Below are 23,584 nucleotides of genomic sequence, written 5' to 3'. Positions count from 1 at the left end.
GCTTACAGCACCTCCGGCGCGAGCGAGATGATCTTCATGAACTTCTTCTCGCGCAGCTCCCGGCCCACCGGGCCGAAGATGCGGGTGCCGCGAGGGTCGCCGTCGTTCTTCAGAATGACGGCGGCGTTCTCGTCGAAGCGGATGTACGAGCCGTCGGGACGGCGGCGCTCCTTGACGGTGCGAACGATGACCGCCTTGATGACGTCACCCTTCTTCACGTTGCCGCCGGGGATCGCGTCCTTGACGGTGGCGACGATCACGTCACCGATGCCCGCGTAGCGGCGACCGGAGCCACCGAGCACACGGATGCAAAGGATCTCCTTCGCACCAGTGTTGTCGGCGACACGCAGTCGCGACTCCTGCTGGATCACGTCTATCTCCTGTTTGTCTGCCGGTTCCCGGCAGGGGCCTTGTCCTGTACGGGATTCGGACCCCTGCCGAGCCTGGCGGAACTGTCCTGCGGGGGGTGCCCCGCAGGAGAATTACTTGGCCTTCTCGAGGATCTCGACGATGCGCCAGCGCTTCGTCGCGGACAGCGGCCGGGTCTCCATGATGATGACCCGGTCGCCGACGCCCGCGGCGTTCTGCTCGTCGTGTGCCTTGAGCTTGTTCGTACGGCGGATGACCTTGCCGTACAGCGCGTGCTTGACGCGGTCCTCGACAGCGACGACGACGGTCTTGTCCATCTTGTCGCTGACGACCAGACCCTCACGGGTCTTGCGGAAACCGCGGCTCGTCTTGGTCTCTTCAGTCACGTTGCTCTCGCTCATCAGGCGCTCTCCACCGTCTCGATGCCCAGCTCGCGCTCACGCATCAGGGTGTAGATCCGCGCGATGTCCTTGCGGACGGCCTTCAGCCGACCGTGGTTCTCGAGCTGACCCGTGGCCGCCTGGAAGCGGAGGTTGAACAGCTCTTCCTTGGCTTCGCGGAGCTTCGCGAGAAGCTCCTCGTCACCCAGTTCGCGCAGCTCGGACGCCTTGGTACCGGCCGACATCACGCTTCACCTGCCTCGCGCTTGACGATCCGGCACTTCATCGGCAGCTTGTGGGCTGCGCGAGTCAGGGCCTCACGGGCGATCTTCTCGTTGGGGTAGGACAGCTCGAACATGACCCGGCCCGGGTGCACGTTCGCGACCCACCACTCGGGGGAACCCTTACCGGAACCCATGCGGGTCTCGGCGGGCTTCTTGGTCAGCGGGCGGTCCGGGTAGATGTTGATCCAGACCTTGCCGCCACGCTTGATGTGACGGGTCATCGCGATACGAGCCGCCTCGATCTGGCGGTTCGTCACGTACGCCGGCGTGAGGGCCTGAATGCCGTACTCGCCGAACGAGACCTCCGTACCACCCTTGGCCTGACCGCGGCGCTTGGGGTGGTGCTGCTTGCGGTGCTTGACCCTACGGGGGATCAGCATTTCGGTCAGGCCTCCGTTCCGGTGCTTTCAGCAGCCGGAGCGGCAGCCGCCGGAGCCTCGGCCTTGGGGGCCTCGGCAGCCGGCGCGGACTGCTGCTGCGGCTTGCGGCCGCGGCCGCCACGCTCGCCACCGCGGCCACCGCCACGGGCCGGGCGGTCGCCGCCCGGGCCGCCGCCACGGGCCGGGCGGTTACCCGCACGGGCCGCTGCGTTCTCGGCGCGGACCTCGGCGATGTTCTTGACGTCGCCCTTGTAGATCCAGACCTTCACACCGATACGGCCGAAGGTCGTCTTGGCCTCGAAGAAGCCGTAGTCGACGTTCGCGCGGAGCGTGTGCAGGGGCACACGGCCCTCGCGGTAGAACTCCGAGCGGGACATCTCGGCACCGCCGAGACGGCCACCACACTGGATCTTGATGCCCTTGGCGCCGGCCTTCATCGTGCCCTGCATGCTCTTGCGCATGGCACGACGGAAGGAGACGCGGGAGGACAGCTGCTCGGCGACGGCCTGGGCCACCAGCTGAGCGTCCGTCTCCGGGCTCTTGACCTCAAGGATGTTCAGCTGGACCTGCTTGCCGGTCAGCTTCTCGAGGTCACCGCGGATGCGGTCGGCCTCGGCGCCACGACGGCCGATGACGATGCCCGGGCGCGCGGTGTGGATGTCCACACGGACGCGGTCACGGGTGCGCTCGATCTCAACCTTCGAGATGCCGGCGCGCTCCATGCCGGACGTCATCATCCGACGGATGGCGACGTCTTCCTTGACGTAGTCCTTGTACAGCTTGTCGGCGTACCAACGGGACTTGAAGTCCGTGGTGATGCCGAGCCGGAACCCATGCGGGTTAACCTTCTGGCCCATTACCGGGTTCCTTCCTTGCTGCTGACGACCACGGTGATGTGGCTGGTCCGCTTGCGGATCCGGTAGGCACGGCCCTGGGCGCGCGGACGGAACCGCTTCAGGGTCGGGCCCTCGTCGACGTAGGCCTCGGAGATGACAAGGCTGCCGGCGTCGGTGTGGTCGTAGTTGTGTGCGGCGTTGGCAATGGCGCTGTCAAGCACCTTGCCGACCGGCACGCTCGCGGCCTGCGGGGCGAAACGCAGGACCGCCTGAGCCTCCGTGGCATCCATGCCACGGATAAGGTCCACCACGCGGCGGGCCTTCATGGGCGTAACGCGGATGTACCGCGCCTGGGCCCTGGCTTCCATGGTTGTCCTTCCAGTGTCTGTCATGGTCGATTCCACCCCGCGTTAGCGGCGCTTCGACTTCCGGTCGTCCTTGACGTGACCCCGGAAGGTGCGCGTCGGCGAGAACTCGCCGAGCTTGTGGCCGACCATCGACTCGGTGACAAACACCGGGATGTGGGTCTTGCCGTTGTGCACCGCGATCGTGTGGCCGAGCATGGCCGGGATGATCATCGAGCGACGGGACCAGGTCTTGATGACGTTCTTGGAACCGGCTTCGTTCTGTACGTCCACCTTCTTGATGAGGTGGTCGTCGACGAAGGGCCCCTTCTTGAGACTGCGCGGCATCTAAACCCGCTCCTAGCGCTTCTTGTTCGTCTTGCGGCGGCGGACGATGTACTTGTTCGAAGCCTTCTTCGGCGAACGAGTACGACCCTCCTTCTGACCCCACGGCGAGACCGGGTGACGACCACCGGAGGTCTTGCCTTCACCACCACCGTGCGGGTGGTCAACCGGGTTCATCGCCACACCGCGAACGGTCGGGCGGACGCCCAGCCAGCGCTTGCGGCCGGCCTTGCCCCAGTTGATGTTGCTCTGCTCGGCGTTGCCGACCTCGCCGACCGTGGCGCGGCAGCGCTGGTCGACCAGGCGGATCTCACCGGACGGCATGCGGAGGTGGGCCATCGAGCCCTCCTTCGCGAGCAGCTGTACGGAGGCACCGGCGGAGCGGGCGAACTTGGCGCCGCCACCGGGACGGAGCTCGATCGCGTGGATCGTGGTACCGACCGGGATGTTGCGGAGCGCCAGGTTGTTGCCCGGCTTGATGTCGGACCCGGGACCGTTCTCGACACGGTCGCCCTGCGACAGGTTGCGGGGGGCGAGGATGTAGCGCTTCTCGCCGTCCGCGTAGTGCAGCAGCGCGATGCGCGCGGTGCGGTTGGGGTCGTACTCGATGTGCGCGACCTTCGCCGGCACGCCGTCCTTGTCATGGCGACGGAAGTCGATGACACGGTAGGCGCGCTTGTGTCCACCACCCTGGTGGCGGACGGTCACACGACCGGAATTGTTACGGCCGCCCTTGCTGTGCAGCGGGCGAACCAGCGACTTCTCCGGCGTGGACCGCGTGACCTCGACGAAGTCGGCGACGCTGGAGCCACGACGGCCCGGCGTAGTCGGCTTGTACTTGCGGATTCCCATTTCTCAGTCCTCGTCCGATATTCGGACCAGGGCGCTCCGTTAGGAGGCCTGGCCGAAGATGTCGATACGGTCGCCCTCAGCGAGGGTCACGATGGCGCGCTTGGTGTCAGCACGCTTGCCGAAACCGCTCTTGGTCCGCTTGCGCTTTCCCTGGCGGTTGATCGTGTTGACCCCGGTGACCTTGACCGAGAAGACCGCCTGGACGGCCTCCTTGATCTGCGTCTTGTTGGAGCCGGGCGCGACGACGAAGGTGTACTTGCCCTCGTCGAGCAGCGCGTAGCTCTTCTCGGAGACGACCGGCTTGATGAGGACGTCACGGGGGTCCGTGAAGCTCTTGCTCAGCGGCGTCTCGACGGTGTTCTTGCCCTCGGTGGCGTGGCGCTTCGCCTTGGCGACGCGCGCGGCCTTGGCGGCCTTGGCCGCCTTCGAGGCGATGCTCGGGTGACGCGTAGCCATCAGGCTTCGCTCCCTTCGGTGTCAGCGTTCCGCTCTGCAGAGGGCGCGCCGGACACGAAGGACTCGAAAGCGGCCTGGGTGAAGACCACGTCGTCCGAGACGAGAACGTCGTACGTGTTCAGCTGGCCCGGGTCCAGGATGTGGACCTGGGGCAGGTTGCGGGCGGAGAGCAGGCCCTGCTCGTCCTCGCGGGAGATGACCAGGAGCACGTTCTTGCGCTCGCTGATCTTGCCCAGCAGGGACTTCGCGGCCTTGGTGGAGATCTCGCCGTCGACCACGCCGGTGACGACGTGGATACGAGCGTTGCGGGCCCGGTCGGTGAGGGCGTGGCGCAGGGCCGCGGCCTTCATCTTCTTCGGGGTCCGCTGCGAGTAGTCACGCGGCTGCGGGCCGTGGACGACGCCACCGCCGACGAACTGCGGGGCGCGGGTCGAGCCCTGGCGCGCGCGGCCGGTGCCCTTCTGACGGTAGGGCTTCCTACCGCCACCACGGACCTCGGCGCGGGTCTTGGTCTTGTGCGTGCCCTGGCGGGCAGCGGCCAGCTGGGCGACTACGACCTGGTGAAGCAGCGGGATGCTGATCTTCTCGACGTCGAAGATCTCCGCGGGGAGCTCGACCGTCCCGGTCTTGTCGCCTGCGGGCGAAAGGATGTCAACAGTGCTCATCGTTACCTCAGGCCCCCTTGGCCGCAGTGCGGACCAGGACGAGGCCGCCGTTCGGACCGGGGATGGCTCCCTTGATGAGGAGCAGTCCCTTCTCCGCGTCAACGGCGTGGACGGTCAGGTTCTGGGTGGTGACCCGCTCGTTACCCATGCGGCCCGCCATGCGCATGCCCTTGAAGACACGGCCAGGGGTGGCACAGCCACCGATGGAGCCGGGAGAGCGGTGCTTGCGCTGGACACCGTGGCCGGCGCCGAGACCATGGAAGTTGTGACGCTTCATGACACCGGCGAAGCCCTTGCCCTTGCTCTTGCCGGTCACGTCCACCTTGACGCCGGCCTCGAAGACCTCCGCGGAGATCTCCTGGCCCAGCGTGTACTCGGAGGCGTCCGCGGTGCGGATCTCGACGAGGTGGCGGCGGGGGGTGACGTCGGCCTTGGCGAAGTGACCCTTGAGGGGCTTGTTCACCTTGCGAGGGTCGATCTCGCCGAAGGCGATCTGGACCGACTCGTAGCCGTCGGAGTCATTCGTACGGACCTGGGTGACGACGTTGGGGCTGGCCTTGACGACCGTCACGGGAACAACACGGTTGTTCTCGTCCCACACCTGCGTCATGCCGAGCTTCTCGCCCAGGATGCCCTTGATCTGCTTAGCCATTCTCAGATCACCGGCCCCTAAAGCTTGATCTCGATGTCGACACCGGCCGGGAGGTCGAGTCGCATCAGGGAGTCAACGGTCTTCGGCGTCGGGTCGAGGATGTCGATCAGGCGCTTGTGCGTGCGCATCTCGAAGTGCTCGCGCGAGTCCTTGTACTTGTGCGGCGACTTGATGACGCAGTACACGTTCTTCTCAGTGGGCAGCGGCACCGGGCCCGCGACCGACGCACCAGTTCGCGTCACCGTCTCGACGATCTTCTTCGCCGAGGAATCGATGACCTCGTGGTCGTAGGCCTTGAGCCGGATGCGGATCTTCTGTCCCGCCATGGCTACTCAGTAGTCCTTAGTCTCGTTTAACGCTCTGGAACCCGGGGGTTCGCGTCCCTTGCCTCCGACCCACGCGGTCGGGTGTGTCGCGCTCCTGCTGACAGAGATATCCACAAGTGGATTTCCCTGCCGAGGGACGCGGCTGAGCCCAAAAGACAACCGCTGGACCGGGGGCTGAACACCCACCGGGCGCCTGGCCGGCACCCCGCTGACACTTCCCGAAAGATTCCCGTACGTCCGCTCCAGCGCTGCCTTACGGCAGTTGGAGCGACGAGTACTGTGGGACTCGCTTCCGGTCCTCCCGACGGGAGGCGCGCAGCATCGGCACTCAACCGAGCAACCCCGACAGTCTGCCATACGGGGCACGGGGCTGGCGAATCGAGCCGGAGAGAATACCCCCAGGGTGACGCAGGTCAAACACGGGCTCGCGGGGGCGGGCCGGGTGGGCCTGCCCCCGGCTTCTCAGCTCCGGGGCTCGTCGCGTTCGAGTGCGTCGAAGTCGATCGGCTGATAGCCCGGGGCGTAGCCACGCAGGAACGCGGCCGCCTCCGTCGGCAGGGGCGGGGTCGCGATCACCGCGTACTCCAGTACGCGCTTCGGGGCGAAGTACTTCCAGAACTCGTACTCCGGTTCCCCCGCCGCGAGGCCCGGATACCGGTCCGTGACGCCGAGGCCGTCCAGGAGTTCGGAAAGCGTGGCATCGGCGAGATTCGCCATCGGCTCACCCGGGAGCACGATCCGCTCCACACCGGGGTCGAGACGAGGCCGCTTCCCTTGCGCGATGTCCTCCAACTGGGGCCGGTCCAGCACGTACCAGGGCCCGGCATACTCCTGCACGAGCCAGCTGTCCCGGGTGTCACTGCGATGGATGGCGCATTCGTCGCCCCGGAAGATCTGCTCGACATAGCCGAGACCGGGCTGGATCAGGGTCTGGGTCTCGCCGGCCGCCTGATACGTGATCTCCCTTCCGTGTCCTGTCGCGATCCGCGCGAACTCGGCGGCGAACTCCGACCGGGCGGGCGAGGCACGCAGGCAGGAGAAGTGGAGCGACCCGACCACGAACGCGTGGTCCTCCTGCCAGGTCGCCCGCATGAGGCGGTACGAAGGAACACTGCTGGCCCACCCGGGGATGTGCAGGACGAATTCCCCGCAGAAGACACACGAAGCGTGTTCATTACTCATTACGGCTTTCCCTTTCCGCGGCACGGTTCATTCCAAAGTGCACACATCGGTCATCCCATTCGCACGGGAACGATGAACCCCAATGGATTCACCGGACCACCCTCAGGGTACGTTCCCTGCGGCAGCTCACGGATTCCCGCACCGTCGAAGAATCTCAGATTCCCGTCCCTGCTGACGACCACTTCCATATGGTCCGACGCTTTGTATTCCAGGTCCCGCGACATGCTGTTGGGAATTCCCCGCGCTTCTTCTATTCGGTTGGGCGGTCCGGGGATTCGGTCTTCCGGGTGTGTATGGGCGATGAAATCGTAGTCCTGTCCCCTGAGGTCCCGTGGAATGGAACTCGTCCGCTCCGTCCCCCGGAAGAGACGCAGATCTCCCGCCGGATTCTGGATGATGGCGTGCTCGACCCCGTGGAAGCTCTGGAGTTCGGAGAGATGGGAAACATTCACCTCTCCGGGCCGGATGGGTATGTGCCCGTTCTCCAGCGCCCGGGTGAGCTGCCTGGCCTTCGGGGACAGCGCCCGGTAAGGGATCTGGCCACCCGGCATACGGGCTCCGCCCTTGAAGACGCCGCTCATACCGCGAACGCCCTCGGCCATGCCCTTGAGCCCGGCCTTGAGCCCGTTCATGGTCCGGAGACCCTTGAGCCCCTTGGCGAGTCCGCCGAGGGTGGTGAGGCCCTTCATTCCGGGTATGCAGTCCAGCGCCGCGAAGGCCACATCCCACAGGGACGCCTGCCCCTTCATGTATTTGTTGAGGGTGTCGGCCAGGACGACGAGAGCGGCGATGAGGACGATGGCGCCGAGAATGGGCCCGCCGATAATGAGGGCGATGATCCCGAGGACGGCGACGACGACCTTGCACACGGCGACGATGGTGTCCCAGTTGTCGACGAACCAGTCCCCGACCTCCTCGTACCACTTACGGTTCTGAATACCCGCGTCGGACGCCTCGTCCAGCTTGCGCTTCGCCTCACCGGCCGCGTCCTCGCGCATCTTCCGCGCATCAGCCGCCATCTTCTTCGCGGCATCGAGGGCGTTGGAGGCGGAGGTGACATCCGACTGGGCGGACGTCTGCGCGGACTCGGCACTCTGCGCGTCGCGGGTGGCGGCACGGACCTTGGACTCGTCCGGCTTGGGGACGTCCTTGCCCGCCGACCCGGGGTCGTCCTTGTACTTGTCGGCTTCCTTGTTGGCCCGGGTCACCCACGAATCGGCCGACGACAGACGGGACTTGGCAGAGGAGAGGTCCGACTGCGCCTCCCGCCCCTGGGCCAACGCCTTGTCCGCCAGCGCCTGCGCACGTTCCAACTGCGGCCAGTACGCCGCCAGCGCATCCCCCGCCAGGTCGTACGACTTCTTCAGCTTCTTCAAGTTCTTCGGCACGCCGGAGAACTCGTCCCGGAACACATCGGCGGTCTTGCCCACCATCGTCAGGACGGCGTCTTCCTCCGCCATCCCCTTGACGAGACGCAGCGCGTCCTGCACATCGTCCGCGAAGTCGTGCAGGCTCTTCGCCAACGACTTCACCCGGACCGGATCCCCCGGCGTCGGATCCTTCTCCAGATCCAGCACATGCCAGTCCGTCGGCCGATAACCCGCCACGCCGCAACCCCCGTCACAACCGCCCCGTACGAAACCGTACGCAGCAGCGAATTTACTAGGCGTCGGCGTCCCTCGCATGCAAGAACAGTTCGGATCCCGAGGCCAGGCCTGCCAGCCGAGTTGCTGTTCAGGGACTCCGACGGAGCGTCCGCGGCAGACTCTCGGCCATCAGCACTCCTTCAGGCATCCCCGCCTCCTTGTCGTGGCCGCAGTGAACGCGAACTCCCCGCCGGCGTACTCGGCCCGAGCAACCCACCGCCCGCGCCCCACAGCATCCGCGAGGAGTTTCCCCGCCGCTCCCCTTCTGTTTGCCAGGTGTGGCTACCTTCGCCTCGCCCGGTCCGGTACAGGAGAGGCCCATCCATGAGCACCCCGATCCACCGCACCTCGACACGGCAGTCCGCAGCCGTCCTGACGTCGGCCCAGCAGCGTCGGGAAGGGAGCCGGACCGGGAGTACCGCCGCACGCTCGACGGAGCACGCCCTCCTCGCGATGCAGTCCCGCGCCGGCAACCGGGCCACGACCGCGGCGGTGCAGCGCGCCCGGGACACCGCCCGAGACCCCGCCCGGGACACCGAGAGAGACAGAGCGGCGGAGAACGGCGGCGCGACCGCCGGAGCGAAGAAGAACTATCGCGACCGGATCGCCGCGCTCCTCGACAGGTTCAAGAAGAATCTCGAACCCATCGACACTTTCATCAAGGGCTTCCAGACCCCCACCAACGCGGCCTTCACCCAGCAGGCCGCCGTCTCGGCCAATGAGGGCCTCAAGCACTCCACCGCCGCATCGGGGACCTCCGCGGCGTCGGGGAACCTCCTCACGGAGGCCGCCGGCACCGTGGTCAGTGGCATGGACGCGTACAAGAACATGAAGGGCGCCAAGAAGCACGAGACCGGGGCCAACCACCACACGGCGAAGAAGAGGGCCAAGACCAAGGGGGCCGACGCGGTTGTCGGCGCCGCCAATTCGGGAAGCTACAGCGCCGCCATCGCCAAGGAGGTGACCAAGGTCCAGAAGGCGGCGGACGCCGCGGTGGCGTCCGAGGCGAGCGGTATCGCCAGCGCCTCCATCGGCGCGATCAAAGGCATGCGGTCCGCCTTCCGCGTCGGCGGAGCAGCCGGCAAGTACCGGCAGATCAAGAAGCTGGGAGACCCCCACGTCGTCCAGGCCGGGTCACTGGCCCGGCTGAACGAGTCGCGGGAGCAGGCCGGCTGGGCCGCCGCGGAGGCCTACGTCGCACTGGATGCCTACTGGGCCCACGACGGCCCGGAACGGCTGGAGCTCGTCTCCGAGGCCATCGACGCCGCCTGGGATGCGATGGGCGAAGCCCGTAACGCCGCCGAGACCCTCCAGCACGCCGAACGAGACGTGGAAAAGCTGAGCACCGTGCAGGGGTACGCGAAGAAGAAGCAGCTCACCAAGATGGGCAAGGAGACGGTCAGCGGCGGGGGCGAGTCCACCAAGGCCGCAGCCGGCATCGTGACGGCGGTCGCGGCGGGAACAGTCGGGCTGGCGAGCAACCCGGTCGGATGGGGCCTCGCCGGGGCCGGGGCCGGCCTCGTCCTCGGCGTCACCATGTACAAGGCGCTCCGCGCCGCCACGAAGCGCTACGAAGAGGTCCACCACCCCGAGCGCTGGGCGCCGAAGGGCGAGACCCCCGCGGAGGCCGCGTCCCGCAAGGAGTCACTGCAGCATGCCCTGAAGTTCTGGAAGAAGGTGTCGAAGGGCGAACGCCAGGCCATGGCGCGCGAGATCTACGCCCTGGCGGCGGGTCCCGACATCTCCGGGAGCGGCAGCACGACAGCCGAGATGCGGGAGTCCGCCAGATCCCTGCTCATCGCTCTCAAATCCGGCCCCGCCAAGCACAAGCTGGAGCCGGAAGCGTGGGTTGAGACCCTCAATGACCCGGCGAAGACCGGCAATTGGATCCAGGAGATAGCGGAACAGCTGGCCTCGGGGTGACCAGCCCCGTTCTACTGGGCCATCGACAGGGGCGCCACGAATGACGACCAGGCCGCCAGACTGAGCGTGACCTGTGGGCCTTCGGCATTCTTGGAGTCGCGGACGTGGATGGTGGCGGGGGTCGTGGCTATCTCCACGCAGTCCTCGCCATTGCTACTGCTGCTGTAGCTGCTCTTGAACCACGCCAGTTCGAAGGCGTCCCCGACAGTCATGTCTCTCCCAGCACCTGTTCGATGAAGACCAGCGATTCCCCTGGCGTCAGTGCCTGGGCCCGGATGATGCCATATCGCAATTCAAGGACCCGGAGTTGCCTCGGATCGGAGACCGGCCGCCCGCCGAACTGGCCATCGGTGCGTCCCAGCGCCGTGCCGTCCCCGAATTTCAGCACCTCGATCAGCCCGCCTGTTCCCGGGTGATCCGCGCGAGCTGTCGGCATCACCTGGAGTTCGACGTACGGCAACTGCGCCACCTCCAGCATGTGTTCGAGCTGTCGGCGCAGCACCATTGTGCCTCCGACCGGGCGGCGCAGCGTCACCTCTTCCTGGACAAAGCTGAGTTCGGGCGCGGGGTCCCTCTCGAAGATGACCTTCCGGGCCATACGTGCGGCGACCATGCGCTCCAACTCGCCGCTGGAGTAGGCCGGGCGCCAGGTGCTGAGCAGCGCCCGCGCGTACTCCTCCGCCTGCAACAGCCCATGGATGTTGTGGTTGCCGTACAGATTGAGCTCGACGGCCCGCTCCTCCAGCTGGGCCAGTTCCCGCACCTTCCTCGGATACCGGGCCTTCTCCACGTCCTCCCTGAACGCCTTGAGATGCCCGCCCGCGTTCAGGACCTCGTCCGCCCGGTCCAACAACTCCGGCCGGGGAATCCGAGCCCCGCGCTCGATCTTGCGGATCATGTCCTCGCCGTATCCGATGGCTTCCCCGAAGTCGGCGACCCGCATCCCGGCCGCCTCCCGGCAGATCCGGACCAGCCGCCCCACGGCTTCCACCAACGGCACGCTCTCGTCCCCCGGTTCGAGGTCCCAGCCCGCCTCGTCCACACCTTCGCTGCTCATGCCCACCCACCTCCAACGCCCACCCGTACCCGTACGGGACCCGAGACAGCCAAGACAGAACGAGACAACGGCGGGACAGTCCCGGTACGCACAGTCGTCATCGCAGCTCAGAGTAGGCAGCATCCGCCACGCTGAGTGACATGAATCAGGAAACGGCCCGGCCGCAGCCCCAACTCGACTGCACCGTGCGCAACTTCAGCGTGCTCCTGTCCCCCACACCACGCGGCGCCCGCCTGGCCCGACTCCTCGCGACAGAGCAACTCCGCGCCTGGGGACTCCCGTTGGAGGCAGCGAGCCACATCGTCGCCGAGCTGGCGAACAACGCGGCGACCCACGGCCGCGTCGTGGGTCGCGACTTCCGGCTCACGCTGTACGTGATCGGCGGCATCCTGCGCATCGAGGTGACCGACACCCGTGGCGACCAACCGGTCCCGTGCCACCAACACCTCACGCCCACAGCCGAGTCGGGACGCGGCCTCGTCATCGTCGAGGCACTGGCCGACCGCTGGGGCGTGATCGCCGGCCCACCCCCACGCAAAACGGTCTGGGCCGAGATCGGTCCCGCCGTCACCGGCCCCCGGAACTTCCCGTCCCGGTAAATGACAGACCGGTCCCGCACGACATCAAAGCTCTTCAAAGAACTTCGGGAGAGAACCCCACCAAACCCAACCCGGCCCTCCGCGTCAGGACCACGTCGGCACCACGTCAGCGCCGCGAGTCCCCGTCGCCCACAAGGGTGACAATCGCCAACTCGGCTGGATTTCCGTCCGGTTGGCGGGCATATGCTCGCCCCGCGACAAGCGAGACGACCGGCAAGTCGGCCGGCGAGACAACTCCAGAACATGCGACGGCCCTCGCCGGGAGTGCAATCCCAATGCGAGGGCCTGACCACCGAGGAAGCAGGCCTTTCCCGATGGATAAGCAGAACCCTAGCGCGCCCCCGTGCGCCCAGCCCCGGATTCCGCGGGGTATCACCCATATCAACGTCCGCCACACCACCCGCTTCACGGTGATCGGCAACCATCTCGCCCAGCACCCGGAGCTGTCGGGGCTCGCGATCGGGCTCGGCGTCCACATCCAGTCGCTGCCCACCGGTGCCCGCGCCGACATCAAGACGCTCGCGGCCCGCTTCCCCGAGGGCGAGACGAGAATCGCCGCGGCGCTACGGGAGTTGGAGACGCACGGCTATCTCACCCGCACCCGCGAGCGCCTGCCGAGCGGCCGCGTAGTCACGCACACGGTGTCGTACAACCGGCCGAGGGACGCCGACGCCCAGGAGCCCCGACCCACAACTCCCGAGTCGAAGCCTGCTCCCACGCCGACGCTCACCCCTGCCCCGGCCCCGGCGCCTGCCCCCGCTCCCGCCCCCACCCCCGTACGGCCTGACGCCAAGGTTCCACCGAGCCCCGCCGCAGACCCCCACCCCAAAAACCCTCTCCCCGCCCCCGAACCGCACACCCACGACTCAGCCGCCCACCACACAGCCACCACCCTCCTCGCGAGCCTGCACCGCGACGACCCCCGCCTGCTGCTCGCGGAGCGCGACGTACGCCGTCTCGCCCCCGCCGTCACCGCCTGGCTGGACCGCGGCGCCGCCCCCGAAGCCGTACGCCGCACCCTGACGGCGGGCCTCCCCGAGGACCCCATCCACTACCCGGCCGGCCTCCTGGCCCACCGCCTCACCGAACTACTCCCACCCCCACTCCCCGCGGCCCCGGCACCCCGGGCAGCCGTACGCCTGCGGCCTCCCCTCCAGAACTGCGACGGCTGCGACCGCGCCTTCCGCGCCCCTGAACCCGGCCGCCGCTGCCGCGGCTGCCGCTCCGATCAATCCGATCTCCTGGAGGCCGCCTAGCATGAACGTGACGATCCTTGCCCCTGGGCACAGAGCACGAGGAGCGAGCGCGATGACCATCGCCCCGGACGACGCGCAGCAGGGCGCCTCCCACCAGTACCGGGCCATGCGGGACTTCGTTCAGTCCATGGACGACACCCTTCCCGGCAAATTCGAGATCACCAAGGAAGGGATCGTCCACGACATGATGGCCCCCGTGAAGCAGCACGAGCTCACCGTGCTGCGCCTCCGGAAGCGTCTTGAGCAGGTGATGCCGGAGGAGATCGTGGCTCATACGGGCGAACCAGACGTGGAGGACGCGCCCGAAGGCATCATGCGTCGCCCTGATGTGATGGTGATCGCCGAGGCGGACATGGAAGGAGAGGGGACCTTCGATCCACGCACGCTTCTCGCAGCTGTCGAGATCGTGTCCAACTCCAATCCGGACAACGACTGGGTGAGCAAAGTACGGGACTATCCCCTGGTCGGTGTTCCCATCTACGCGGTCTTCGATCCGCGCACCGGTACGGGTGCCGTCCTGACCGACATCCACTCCACGCCCGACGGCCCCCGCTACGCGACCCGCAAGGACTTCGTCTACGGCGAGGACGTCACCATCGGCGACTGGACGATCTCGACGGAGAACCTGCCGCGCTACGCGGACAAGGACAGGCCCAAGCCCAACGGCAACGGCAACGGCAACGGCAACGGCTGACAAGCCCCTCCCCTGGTCAGCGCCCCGCCGCCAACTCCTCCCCCACAGCCCCGTACGCCGGCTTCCGTCCGAAGTCCTCCCCCGTCAACGTCGCCGCCCCCTGCCCCGCGAAGACCCCCGGCACCCACGAGTACTTGTCCGTGAACCCCCACACGGTGAAGGACCCGCAGCTCCGCGCCCCCAGGCAGGCATCCAGCAGCCCCCGGAAGTACGCCGCCTGCGTGGCGAGCTTCTCCGCATCCGCGGGCAGGATCATCCGTACGTCCACCTCGGTGAAGGCGGTCTGCATCCCCAGCCGCTCGAAGCGCGCGAGGTTCCCCGCCACGTCCCCCGGGAAGCCGTACTGGATCGCCAGGTGTCCCTGGATCCCGAAGCCCTGCACCGGAACGCCCTCCGCCCGCAACCGCTTCGCCAGTTCGTAGTAGGCGGTCGACTTCGCGTTGACGCCCTCCACGTTGTAGTCGTTCAGGAAGAGCTTCGCCTTCGGGTCCGCCGCGTGCGCCCAGCGGAAGGCGTCGGCGATGTACGACGGTCCGAGCTTCTGCAGCCAGATGGAGTTCCGCAGCGAACCGTCCTCCTCGAAGACCTCGTTCACCACGTCCCACTGCTGGATCCTGCCCTTGTACCGCTTGACCTCCGTGGTGACGTGCTGCCGCAGGATCCCCCGAAGCTCCCCCGCTCCGATCGAACCGTCCGCCACCCCCGTCGTCAGCCACCCCGGCAACTGGCTGTGCCACACCAACGTGTGGCCGCGCACCACCTGCCCCCGCTCCCGCGCGAACCGCACCAACGCATCCGCCCCCGACCAGTCGTACGTCCCCCGCGTCGGCTCGACGACCTCCCACTTCATTACGTTCTCGGCGGTGACGGAGTTGAACTCCCGCCCGGTCGCCCGCCGGTACGTCGTGTCCTCGCCCAGCGCCGCCATGTCCACGGCCGTACCGATCCGCAGGTCGGTGCGCTCGGCGAGCACCCGCAGCGGAGCCGGTGACAGCTCGTCCGCGGAAGCCGTCTGGACACCCGTGACCAGCAGCGTCGCGCTGAGTAGCCCGACGACAGGCATACGGAAGTTCTTCATCTGCGGTGCCTCCAGTGAGTAGCACTCGGCGAACTCGGCTCAACGAACGCGATAGCTCTCCAGCGGCCCCAGATACGTAGGCGTCAGCCCACCCGTATCGATCACCAGCCGCTGCACCACCACCGTCGGATCGACCATCCAGAACTTCAGCCGGTGCACCCCGCCAGCCCCGATCATGTGGCGCGTAGACGTGCGGTTGACGTTGTCCGATGTGTTGCGGGCCCACTCGATGTCCATCAGGCCGTCATCGGCGCCCGTGGCCGCGTGGATGTCGACGATCTGCGGGGCGTCCCCGTCGAACGAGATCCCGTACTTCAGCCCACCCGTGGGCAACACCGGATTACGCGGAGACAGGTACGCCCATACCGTGACCGGCCCCTCGGACAGCAGGCTCACCTCGTACTCCAGCCGCGGAGACGACCCTCCCGGCGTCCGCCGCGGAGCCGTCACCGGCCACGGCGTCACCCCCGCCCCCGTACGACCGATCCCGTCGATCCGCCGCCACGTCCCCACCGAACGCTCGAAGTGCTCGGCATCGACGGCCACATACCCACCCGCCTCGACGAACCCCCGCAACCCACGCGACCCACTCGCCCCAGGCAACCCAGGCAACCCAGGCAACCCAGGCAGTCCTCGCACCCCACGCACCCCACGCACCCCACGCCCCGACGGCTGCTCGGCAACCACCCCCACCGTCACCACCGCGCCCGCCCCCTCCACGGTCACCGACGCCTCCGTACGCCCCCGCGGAGCCCGGGCCCAGTCCACCGTCAGCACCGCCCGCACCTGCTGCCCGACCCGGCCCCGCGGGCGGTCGACCCTGATCCACGGCACCGACGGCGTGATCCGGTAGTCGAAGGCCGTACGCCCCCGGTTGAAGACCTCGATGTACTGGTCGGGCCGGGTCTGATACGGGCTGAACACAGGCAGCACCGCCTCGCCGGAGGCATGCGAACCCGGCCACCACTCCCCCGACTCGGCCCCGTCCACCGCCACCCCCATCTCAGCGGCCACCGGCACCTCGACCCGCCTCACCGCCGGAAAGATCTCGTCCGGCAACGCCATGTTGTCCCGCTCCGGCTGCTGCCACGGCGCGTTCGGCCCGTACCGCTCCACATCCCCGTACCCGATGTGCGGCTGTGTCTGGAAACCCCGCCATTTTCCGCCCGCCACTTGGGAGTTGAAGCGCTCGGCCAACGCGAAATCGCGAGCCAGCCCGGCCTCCGCGGCCGCCGCCAGGTCATTCGTCGCCGCCCGCCCCTGCCGCGCGTACAGCAGGTTGGTGAACTCGGCCTGCCTCAGCCCGTACAGGTTGGCCGTCGCCGCCACCTCGTACCCGACGAGCTCGAACCACGCGTCCTGGTCCGCGGCCGGCAGCCGACGGCCGATCCGCTCCGCGTCCTTCCCCAGCCGCCGCCACTCCTCCGTCACCCGCTCCAGTTCGCGATGACCGAAGTAGAAGGGCGTCTGCTGGTCGTCGTACACGACCTTCCCGTCCACCAGCGTGATCCTGCGGTTCAACAACTCGGGCTTCCGCCGCGACTGGAGCCGCGCGTACCTCGCCAGCACGGACGCGATCTCGGCGGCGGGCCCCTCTCCGAAGTTCTGCCGCGCATACCTCCGCTCCCACTCCCCCAGCCTCTCCAGCGGCCAACGCCCCGGATCCCAGGCGTAGTTGAGGAAGAACTCGGTCGGCAGCTCGTTCCCCTTCAAGTCGCCGACGTTGGTGACCCACAGCTCCCGGTTCCCGTACTCGACCGCTTGGTGGAGCTGGTCCCACATGTTCGGCAGCGAAGTGGTGTCCACCCACTTGTAGTTGCGGCCGACGCCGACGTAGTCGAAGTGGTAGTACAGCCCGTAGCCGCCGCCCCGAACCGCCTCCGCGGGATCCGGATGCTTGCGGATGTTGCCCCAGTTGTCGTCGGTCAGCACGACGGTGACGTCGTCCGGCGCCCGCAGCCCGCGGTCCCAGTACCGCTGGACCTCCTTGTAGAGCGTCCAGACCTGCGGGGTCTCGGCGGAAGCACGGCCGGTGACGTCCTCGATGATCGACCGCTGCGTCGCGATGATCTCCCGCATCAGCTCGATGCCGTCGCCGTCGGGCAGACTCGTGTCCCCGTTCCCACGCATCCCCAGCGTGACGACACCCTCGAAGTCCTGGTCGACCATGCGCCGCACGCCCTCGCGCCAATACGCCTTGATCGCCTCGGAGTTGCGCCGGAACGACCACTCCCCGGTGCCACCGTACGGATCCCGACCCGGCGTCACGACGTTCCCCGCGCTGTCGCGCACGGCCGGCACCGCATGCCGGTTCCACTCCTCGATGCCCCGCATCATGGGCGCCTCATGAGACGTGCCCATGACAATCCCGTACGCCTTCGCTCTCGCGTGGTTCTCGGGGTCGTCCTCGGCGAAGGCCCGCCCCCACACCGCCGGCCACAGATAGTTCGCCTTCAGCCGCAGCAGCACCTCGAAGACCCTGGCGTAGAAGTCAGCGTTGAAGCCACCGGGATGACCAGGCGCTCTGCCCGGCCCGAAGAACGCGGGCGCCCACGTCCCCAGCGCCGGATTCTCGTCGTTGACGAAGATCCCGCGGTACTTCACCGCCGGCGTGCCCTGGGTGTACCGCCCCGGCAGCACGTACGCCTCGCTCCGCCGCACCGGCCGTACGTCGTCCCACCAGTACCAGGGCGAGACCCCGATCCCGTACGAGACGTCGTACGCCCCGAAGATCGTGCCGCGCGGATCGCTGCCCGCGACGACGAAGGCCCGCTCCACCCCGGGCATCGGCCGCTCGACCACGGTCTGCAGCGAGGTCTCCCACCTGCCGCGGATCCCGCGGACGTCGAGCTTCCCCGCCGCGATCAGCCCGTCGATCAGCGGACTGCGCCCGATCGTCCCGACGAGCACGACCTCCCGCGCCACCGCCGAACCCGGCCGCACACCCGTGACCCGCTCGATGTCGTCCCGCAGATCCCCCGCGACCCGTACGACTCCGGGGTGGTCGTCATCGCTGACCACGACCGGGGCGCCCACCAGCGGAAAGGCGCCGGCCTGCGGCGAGAAGGAGATGTACGCGCCCGGATCCGTGGGCGCCGGCTCCGGGGACCCCGACCCCGCTTCCCCCGCCCACGCGGCACCCGACAACGCGGACAGCGCGACCGACCCGGCCCCCGCTGCCACCCCCGCTCCCAGAACGGCCCTACGGCTGACGCGCCCAGACATACCTCACCCCTCGAACATGTCATCCCGAATTTGCTCAGCGGCATGACAAATGGTGGAGGGAGGGGCCCCTGAGGGGAATGGGTCGTCGGCGCCGAATACTTTCGTTACAGCAACAGGCAACAGCAAAGGGGCCCGCACGACCGAAGTCGTACGGGCCCCTCGGTCCTACTTCGATTCCGGAATCTCCTCGAATGCCCGTTCCCCGTCCCAGGGCACCTCTTCGCAGGGCTCCACCGCCCCCTTGACCGCGTAGATGCTCGCGGCAGGGCTGATCCGGCCCTTCACCGGTTCGGGCTCCTCGAAGACCAGGGAGTCACCGGAACGCAGTGTGTACTCGTGCTTGGGCATCACAGAGGGGTCGCCCGACGAGTTCAGGCTCCAGCGCGGCGAGTACGCCTCGCCACGAGGTTGCGCACAGACATAGCCGCTCCTGGGCTTGTCCACGCTCACGGTGATGCCCTCGGCCCGGAGCCGCTCGGTCAGTTCCTCCTTCTCCTCCCCGCTCAGCAGGATCTCCTCCATGCTGACCGTGACACTGCCGTCCTCGTGCCGCTCCACGGCGTACGCCTGCGACCCACCCGTCGACGCCGGCAGCGCCACCACGCCCCCCACCGCGGCGGCACACGCCGCGAGGGCGACCAGCGCCCGGCGAGTGGTGATCGTGCGGCGGATCACCGGCGCCGGCCGCGGCGGGTCCTCGGCCCTGAGAGCGATCTCCCGCTGGAGTTCGTTCAGCAGCCGGTCCTCGAAGGTATGCGTCGTCCTGGCGCTCATGCCTCTCCCCCTGCGTACGTGAGTGGTGCCTGTTGCCCGCCGACTCCGGCCGCCGCCGAGCGCAGCGACCTGCGCGCCCGGTGCAGCCGCACCCGGGCGGTGACCTTGCGTATGCCCAGCGCCACGGCGGCCTCGGTGACGCTCAGCTGGTCCACGGCGACGAGTTCCATCACCGCACGCTCGCCGTCGGGGAGCCTGACCAGGGCGGCCAGCGCGCGACGCCCGGCCTCCTCGGCGTCGAGCTTCTCCTCCAGCCGGTCGATGTCGTCGCCTTCCAGCAGCCGGCGGCCGGCGATACGGCCGCCGAGCACGTTCTGACGCGCGCTCCTTCGGGCTTCCGCGGCCACCACGTTGCGTGCGATGCCGTACAGCCAGGCCACCTCGCTCCCGAGGTCGGGGCGGTAGGCACGGGCGGAGTCGATCACCGCGAGGAAGGTCTCGGCGGTGAGATCGGCGACGGTGTGCGGGTCGGAGACCCGCCGGGCCATGAAGCGGGTGACGGCGTCGACATGGCGGCGATAGAAGACCTCGAAGGCGGCCGGGTCGTACATCTCTCCCGGTGGACCGCCCCGGCTTCTGCTGTCGGATGCCAAGGTGTGAACCTCCCGTTGTCCGTCCTGCTGTCACTTCTACTTGGAACAGCGGGCCGAATGCGTTACGGGACGGCCCCGACGGGCCTGCCGGGAAAAGCAAAGGGGCCCGCACGACCGAAGTCGTACGGGCCCCTTCAAGGAGCTCAGCGATGCTGGAGCTACCAGGCGTTCAAGCCCAACAGGTAAGCGAAGCCTACTTGTTGATCTTGGTGACCTGGCCGGCGCCCACGGTCCGGCCACCCTCACGGATGGCGAACTTCAGGCCCTCCTCCATGGCGACGGGCTGGATGAGCTCGACGGTCATCTCGGTGTTGTCGCCCGGCATGACCATCTCGGTGCCCTCGGGGAGGGTCACAACGCCCGTCACGTCAGTCGTACGGAAGTAGAACTGGGGACGGTAGTTGTTGAAGAACGGCGTGTGACGGCCGCCCTCGTCCTTGGACAGGATGTACGCCTGCGCCTCGAACGAGGTGTGCGGGGTGACCGAGCCGGGCTTGATGATGACCTGGCCGCGCTCGACGTCCTCGCGCTTGATGCCACGGAGGAGCAGACCGACGTTCTCGCCCGCCTGGCCCTCGTCGAGCAGCTTGCGGAACATCTCGATGCCGGTGACCGTGGTGGTGGTCTTCTCGGTCTTGATGCCGACGATGTCGACGGTCTCGTTGACCTTGAGGACACCACGCTCGATACGACCGGTGACGACGGTGCCACGACCGGTGATCGTGAAGACGTCCTCGATGGGCATGAGGAACGGCTTGTCGACGTCACGCTCGGGCTGCGGGATCGACTCGTCGACGGCCTTCATCAGGTCGAGGACGGACTTGCCCCACTCGGCGTCACCCTCGAGAGCCTTGAGCGCCGAGACCTTGACGACCGGAAGGTCGTCGCCCGGGAACTCGTACTCGGAGAGCAGCTCACGAACCTCGAGCTCGACGAGCTCCAGGATCTCCTCGTCGTCCACCATGTCGGCCTTGTTCAGCGCGACAACGATGTACGGAACGCCGACCTGGCGGGCCAGGAGCACGTGCTCCTTGGTCTGCGGCATCGGGCCGTCGGTGGCGGCGACCACGAGGATGGCGCCGTCCATCTGGGCAGCACCGGTGATCATGTTCTTGATGTAGTCCGCGTGACCCGGGCAGTCGACGTGCGCGTAGTGACGCGTCTCCGTCTGGTACTCGACGTGCGCGATGGAGATCGTGATACCGCGCTGGCGCTCCTCAGGAGCCTTGTCGATCTGGTCGAACGCCGACGCCTCGTTGATGTCCGGGTACGCGTCGTGCAGCACCTTGGTAATGGCGGCCGTGAGGGTCGTCTTACCGTGGTCGATGTGACCGATGGTGCCGATGTTGACGTGCGGCTTAGTCCGCTCGAACTTTGCCTTCGCCACTGGGTCCTCCTGCGGAGTGGTTCTGGTACGCCTTACTCATCGGCGCCAGGTGATCTTTGCTGGGATGCCGCCCGCCGGGATTTCCGTTTCCGGATGAATCCCGTCGGTCGGTGTCAAGCCTAAAGCGTGCAAACGGTGTGCGTTACTCGCCCTTGGCCTTCGCGATGATCTCCTCGGCGACGTTCCGGGGAACCTCGGCGTAGGAGTCGAACTGCATCGAGTAACTTGCGCGACCCGAGGTCTTGCTGCGGAGGTCGCCGACGTAGCCGAACATCTCCGAGAGGGGCACGAGGCCCTTCACGACACGAGCACCGCTGCGCTCCTCCATGGCCTGGATCTGGCCACGGCGGGAGTTGAGGTCGCCGATGACATCACCCATCGACTCCTCGGGCGTGGTGACCTCGACGGCCATCATCGGCTCGAGCAGCACGGGGCTGGCCTTGCGGGCGGCCTCCTTGAAGGCCTGCGAACCGGCGATCTTGAACGCCAGCTCGGAGGAGTCGACCTCGTGGTAGCCACCGTCGAGAAGCGTGACGCGGACGCCCGTCATCTCGTAACCGGCGAGGATGCCGAACTGCATGGCGTCCTGCGCACCGGCGTCCACCGACGGGATGTACTCCCGCGGGATACGACCACCGGTGACCTTGTTCACGAACTCGTACGCCGGACCATCGATCTCGGTGATGGGCTCGATCGCGATCTGCACCTTGGCGAACTGACCGGTACCACCGGTCTGCTTCTTGTGGGTGTAGTCGTGACGCTCGACGGTCTTGCGGATCGTCTCACGGTACGCGACCTGCGGCTTACCGACGTTGGCCTCGACCTTGAACTCACGGCGCATACGGTCGACCAGCACCTCGAGGTGCAGCTCGCCCATACCACCGATGATGGTCTGGCCGGTCTCCTCGTCCGAGTGAACCTGGAAGGAGGGGTCCTCCTCCGCGAGACGCTGGATGGCTACACCCAGCTTCTCCTGGTCACCCTTGGACTTGGGCTCGATGGCGACCTGGATGACCGGCGCCGGGAAGTCCATGGACTCCAGGATGACCGGGTTCTTGTCGTCACTGAGCGTCTCACCGGTGGTGGTCTGCTTCAGGCCCATCACGGCGACGATGTCGCCGGCGCCCACCGCCTCGATCTCCTCACGCTTGTTCGCGTGCATGCGGTAGATCTTGCCGATGCGCTCCTTCTTGCCCTTGACGGAGTTCAGCACGGCAGTGCCGGACACCAGGCGGCCCGAGTAGACCCGGACGAAGGTGAGCTTGCCCAGGTGCGGGTCGCTCATGATCTTGAACGCGAGGGCGGACAGCGGCTCGTCCACGGACGGCTTGCGCTGGATGACGACCTCGGGGTCCTTCACGTCGTGGCCCTCGATGGCCTCGACGTCAAGCGGGGTCGGCAGGTAGCGCACGACCGCGTCGAGCAGGGGCTGAACGCCCTTGTTCTTGAACGCGGTGCCACAGAACACCGGGGTGACCGTGGTGCCCTCGGACTTGCCGGACGCGATGGTGATGCGACGGATCGCGGCGTAGAGCTGCTCCACGGAAGGCTCCTTGCCCTCCAGGTACAGCTCCATGATCTCGTCGTCGTTCTCGGCGACCGTCTCGACGAGCTTGCCGCGGTACTCCTCGGCAGCCTCGGTGTGGGTGGCCGGGATGTCGACGACGTCGTACATCTCGCCCTTCTCCGCCTCGGCGGACCACACGAGAGCCTTCATCGTGACCAGGTCGACGACGCCCTTGAAGTCGGCCTCGGCACCGATCGGGAGCTGCATGACGATCGGCTGCGCGCCGAGGCGGCCGCTGATCATGTCGACGCAGCGGTGGAACTCCGCGCCGGTCCGGTCGAGCTTGTTCACGAAGCAGATGCGCGGCACGCCGTAACGGTCGGCCTGACGCCACACCGTCTCGGACTGCGGTTCGACACCCGCGACACCGTCGAACACGGTGACGGCACCGTCGAGGACGCGGAGCGAACGCTCCACCTCGACCGTGAAGTCGACGTGACCCGGGGTGTCGATGATGTTGATGGTGTAGTCGTTGTCCTCGAGCGGCCAATGACAGGTGGTAGCAGCAGAGGTGATCGTGATGCCACGCTCCTGCTCCTGCTCCATCCAGTCCATGGTGGCAGCGCCGTCGTGGACTTCACCGATCTTGTAGCTGACGCCGGTGTAGAAGAGGATCCGCTCAGTGGTGGTCGTCTTGCCCGCGTCGATGTGGGCCATGATCCCGATGTTGCGGACCCTGGCCAGGTCAAGTGAAGTGGTAGCCATAAGGCTTCG

The 23,584-nt window shown here is 67.4% G+C and carries 25 protein-coding genes and 1 pseudogene; 4 read left to right on the top strand and 22 right to left on the bottom strand.

Annotated elements, in window-relative coordinates:
- Positions 1–2: 2 nt before the first annotated feature.
- The 14 genes and pseudogenes from rplN to ACH4YP_RS26500 form a co-directional block, all read right to left on the bottom strand.
- Positions 3–371, bottom strand: coding sequence for a 50S ribosomal protein L14 (rplN, locus tag ACH4YP_RS26565; RefSeq protein WP_003992364.1), 369 nt, complete (start codon positions 369–371; stop codon positions 3–5).
- A 111-nt stretch (positions 372–482) separates the two neighbouring features.
- Positions 483–770: a 30S ribosomal protein S17 gene (gene rpsQ / locus ACH4YP_RS26560; protein WP_143642848.1), complete on the bottom strand. Its 288-nt coding sequence runs from the start codon at positions 768–770 to the stop codon at positions 483–485.
- Entirely contained in the window at positions 770–994 is a 225-nt protein-coding gene (gene rpmC / locus ACH4YP_RS26555; protein ID WP_003998824.1) for a 50S ribosomal protein L29, read from the bottom strand. The genes rpsQ and rpmC overlap by 1 nt, the downstream gene beginning before the upstream one ends.
- Entirely contained in the window at positions 994–1,413 is a 420-nt protein-coding gene (gene rplP, locus ACH4YP_RS26550) for a 50S ribosomal protein L16 (protein ID WP_055614924.1), read from the bottom strand. The genes rpmC and rplP overlap by 1 nt, the downstream gene beginning before the upstream one ends.
- Positions 1,414–1,418: 5 nt before the next feature.
- Positions 1,419–2,270, bottom strand: a complete 852-nt coding sequence (rpsC, locus tag ACH4YP_RS26545; RefSeq protein WP_359940466.1) for a 30S ribosomal protein S3 — start codon at positions 2,268–2,270, stop codon at positions 1,419–1,421.
- A complete protein-coding gene (gene rplV / locus ACH4YP_RS26540) occupies positions 2,270–2,617 on the bottom strand; it encodes a 50S ribosomal protein L22 (protein ID WP_006604878.1) in 348 nt (115 codons plus the stop codon). Before rplV ends, rpsC begins: the two co-directional genes overlap by 1 nt.
- Positions 2,618–2,659: 42 nt before the next feature.
- Complete coding sequence (rpsS, locus tag ACH4YP_RS26535) at positions 2,660–2,941, bottom strand: 30S ribosomal protein S19 (RefSeq protein ID WP_006376029.1); 282 nt, start codon at positions 2,939–2,941, stop codon at positions 2,660–2,662.
- Positions 2,942–2,953: 12 nt separating this feature from the next.
- Positions 2,954–3,790: a 50S ribosomal protein L2 gene (rplB, locus tag ACH4YP_RS26530; protein WP_359940463.1), complete on the bottom strand. Its 837-nt coding sequence runs from the start codon at positions 3,788–3,790 to the stop codon at positions 2,954–2,956.
- 39 nt (positions 3,791–3,829) lie between these two features.
- Positions 3,830–4,246, bottom strand: coding sequence for a 50S ribosomal protein L23 (gene rplW, locus ACH4YP_RS26525; RefSeq protein WP_361054457.1), 417 nt, complete (start codon positions 4,244–4,246; stop codon positions 3,830–3,832).
- Positions 4,246–4,911, bottom strand: a complete 666-nt coding sequence (rplD, locus tag ACH4YP_RS26520; RefSeq protein ID WP_361054460.1) for a 50S ribosomal protein L4 — start codon at positions 4,909–4,911, stop codon at positions 4,246–4,248. The genes rplW and rplD overlap by 1 nt, the downstream gene beginning before the upstream one ends.
- A gap of 7 nt (positions 4,912–4,918) precedes the next feature.
- Positions 4,919–5,563, bottom strand: a complete 645-nt coding sequence (rplC, locus tag ACH4YP_RS26515) for a 50S ribosomal protein L3 (protein ID WP_361054463.1) — start codon at positions 5,561–5,563, stop codon at positions 4,919–4,921.
- Between the two features lie 17 nt (positions 5,564–5,580).
- The gene (rpsJ, locus tag ACH4YP_RS26510; RefSeq protein ID WP_003948644.1) at positions 5,581–5,889 is read right to left on the bottom strand and encodes a 30S ribosomal protein S10; all 309 of its coding nucleotides are present in this window, start codon (positions 5,887–5,889) and stop codon (positions 5,581–5,583) included.
- 462 nt (positions 5,890–6,351) lie between these two features.
- Complete coding sequence (locus ACH4YP_RS26505) at positions 6,352–7,071, bottom strand: hypothetical protein (protein ID WP_398492898.1); 720 nt, start codon at positions 7,069–7,071, stop codon at positions 6,352–6,354.
- 557 nt (positions 7,072–7,628) lie between these two features.
- Positions 7,629–8,678: pseudogene (locus ACH4YP_RS26500) on the bottom strand (putative T7SS-secreted protein); the annotation flags it as partial.
- 363 nt (positions 8,679–9,041) lie between these two features.
- Here ACH4YP_RS26500 and ACH4YP_RS26495 point away from each other — a divergent pair.
- Positions 9,042–10,640 (top strand): hypothetical protein, encoded by a 1,599-nt coding sequence (locus tag ACH4YP_RS26495; protein ID WP_398492896.1) that lies wholly within the window; start codon positions 9,042–9,044, stop codon positions 10,638–10,640.
- 11 nt (positions 10,641–10,651) lie between these two features.
- Here ACH4YP_RS26495 and ACH4YP_RS26490 read toward each other — a convergent pair whose 3' ends face one another.
- Together ACH4YP_RS26490 and ACH4YP_RS26485 are read right to left on the bottom strand one after the other, a co-directional pair.
- On the bottom strand, positions 10,652–10,852 hold the full coding sequence (locus tag ACH4YP_RS26490) for a DUF397 domain-containing protein (RefSeq protein ID WP_398492894.1): 201 nt from the start codon (positions 10,850–10,852) through the stop codon (positions 10,652–10,654).
- Entirely contained in the window at positions 10,849–11,697 is an 849-nt protein-coding gene (locus ACH4YP_RS26485) for a Scr1 family TA system antitoxin-like transcriptional regulator (protein WP_398492892.1), read from the bottom strand. The genes ACH4YP_RS26490 and ACH4YP_RS26485 overlap by 4 nt, the downstream gene beginning before the upstream one ends.
- Before the next feature lie 140 nt (positions 11,698–11,837).
- On the opposite strand from ACH4YP_RS26485, the gene ACH4YP_RS26480 reads away from it, so the two are divergent.
- The 3 genes from ACH4YP_RS26480 (at position 11,838) to ACH4YP_RS26470 (ending at position 14,246) form a co-directional block, all read left to right on the top strand.
- Positions 11,838–12,296 carry an ATP-binding protein gene (locus ACH4YP_RS26480; RefSeq protein WP_398492890.1) on the top strand — a complete coding sequence of 153 codons (459 nt, stop codon included), beginning with the start codon at positions 11,838–11,840 and terminating at the stop codon, positions 12,294–12,296.
- A gap of 314 nt (positions 12,297–12,610) precedes the next feature.
- Entirely contained in the window at positions 12,611–13,552 is a 942-nt protein-coding gene (locus tag ACH4YP_RS26475) for a helix-turn-helix domain-containing protein (protein WP_398492888.1), read from the top strand.
- A 52-nt stretch (positions 13,553–13,604) separates the two neighbouring features.
- Positions 13,605–14,246: a Uma2 family endonuclease gene (locus ACH4YP_RS26470; RefSeq protein WP_398492886.1), complete on the top strand. Its 642-nt coding sequence runs from the start codon at positions 13,605–13,607 to the stop codon at positions 14,244–14,246.
- Between the two features lie 16 nt (positions 14,247–14,262).
- Here ACH4YP_RS26470 and ACH4YP_RS26465 read toward each other — a convergent pair whose 3' ends face one another.
- The 6 genes from ACH4YP_RS26465 to fusA all read right to left on the bottom strand — a co-directional run bounded on the left by ACH4YP_RS26465 (position 14,263) and on the right by fusA (position 23,575).
- Positions 14,263–15,324, bottom strand: coding sequence for an endo-1,4-beta-xylanase (locus ACH4YP_RS26465; RefSeq protein ID WP_398492884.1), 1,062 nt, complete (start codon positions 15,322–15,324; stop codon positions 14,263–14,265).
- 39 nt (positions 15,325–15,363) lie between these two features.
- On the bottom strand, positions 15,364–18,549 hold the full coding sequence (locus ACH4YP_RS26460) for a glycosyl hydrolase 115 family protein (RefSeq protein WP_398492882.1): 3,186 nt from the start codon (positions 18,547–18,549) through the stop codon (positions 15,364–15,366).
- A 165-nt stretch (positions 18,550–18,714) separates the two neighbouring features.
- Positions 18,715–19,323 carry a hypothetical protein gene (locus ACH4YP_RS26455; protein ID WP_398492880.1) on the bottom strand — a complete coding sequence of 203 codons (609 nt, stop codon included), beginning with the start codon at positions 19,321–19,323 and terminating at the stop codon, positions 18,715–18,717.
- On the bottom strand, positions 19,320–19,874 hold the full coding sequence (locus ACH4YP_RS26450) for a sigma-70 family RNA polymerase sigma factor (protein ID WP_361054603.1): 555 nt from the start codon (positions 19,872–19,874) through the stop codon (positions 19,320–19,322). The genes ACH4YP_RS26455 and ACH4YP_RS26450 overlap by 4 nt, the downstream gene beginning before the upstream one ends.
- Positions 19,875–20,109: 235 nt before the next feature.
- Positions 20,110–21,303 (bottom strand): elongation factor Tu, encoded by a 1,194-nt coding sequence (gene tuf / locus ACH4YP_RS26445; protein WP_361054488.1) that lies wholly within the window; start codon positions 21,301–21,303, stop codon positions 20,110–20,112.
- A 142-nt stretch (positions 21,304–21,445) separates the two neighbouring features.
- Positions 21,446–23,575 carry an elongation factor G gene (fusA, locus tag ACH4YP_RS26440; RefSeq protein ID WP_361054491.1) on the bottom strand — a complete coding sequence of 710 codons (2,130 nt, stop codon included), beginning with the start codon at positions 23,573–23,575 and terminating at the stop codon, positions 21,446–21,448.
- Positions 23,576–23,584 lie beyond the last annotated feature (9 nt).

This window comes from Streptomyces sp. NPDC020747 (assembly GCF_044334695.1).
Classification (GTDB): Bacteria; Actinomycetota; Actinomycetes; order Streptomycetales; family Streptomycetaceae; genus Streptomyces.
This window is presented reverse-complemented; position numbering and strand designations above follow the sequence as displayed.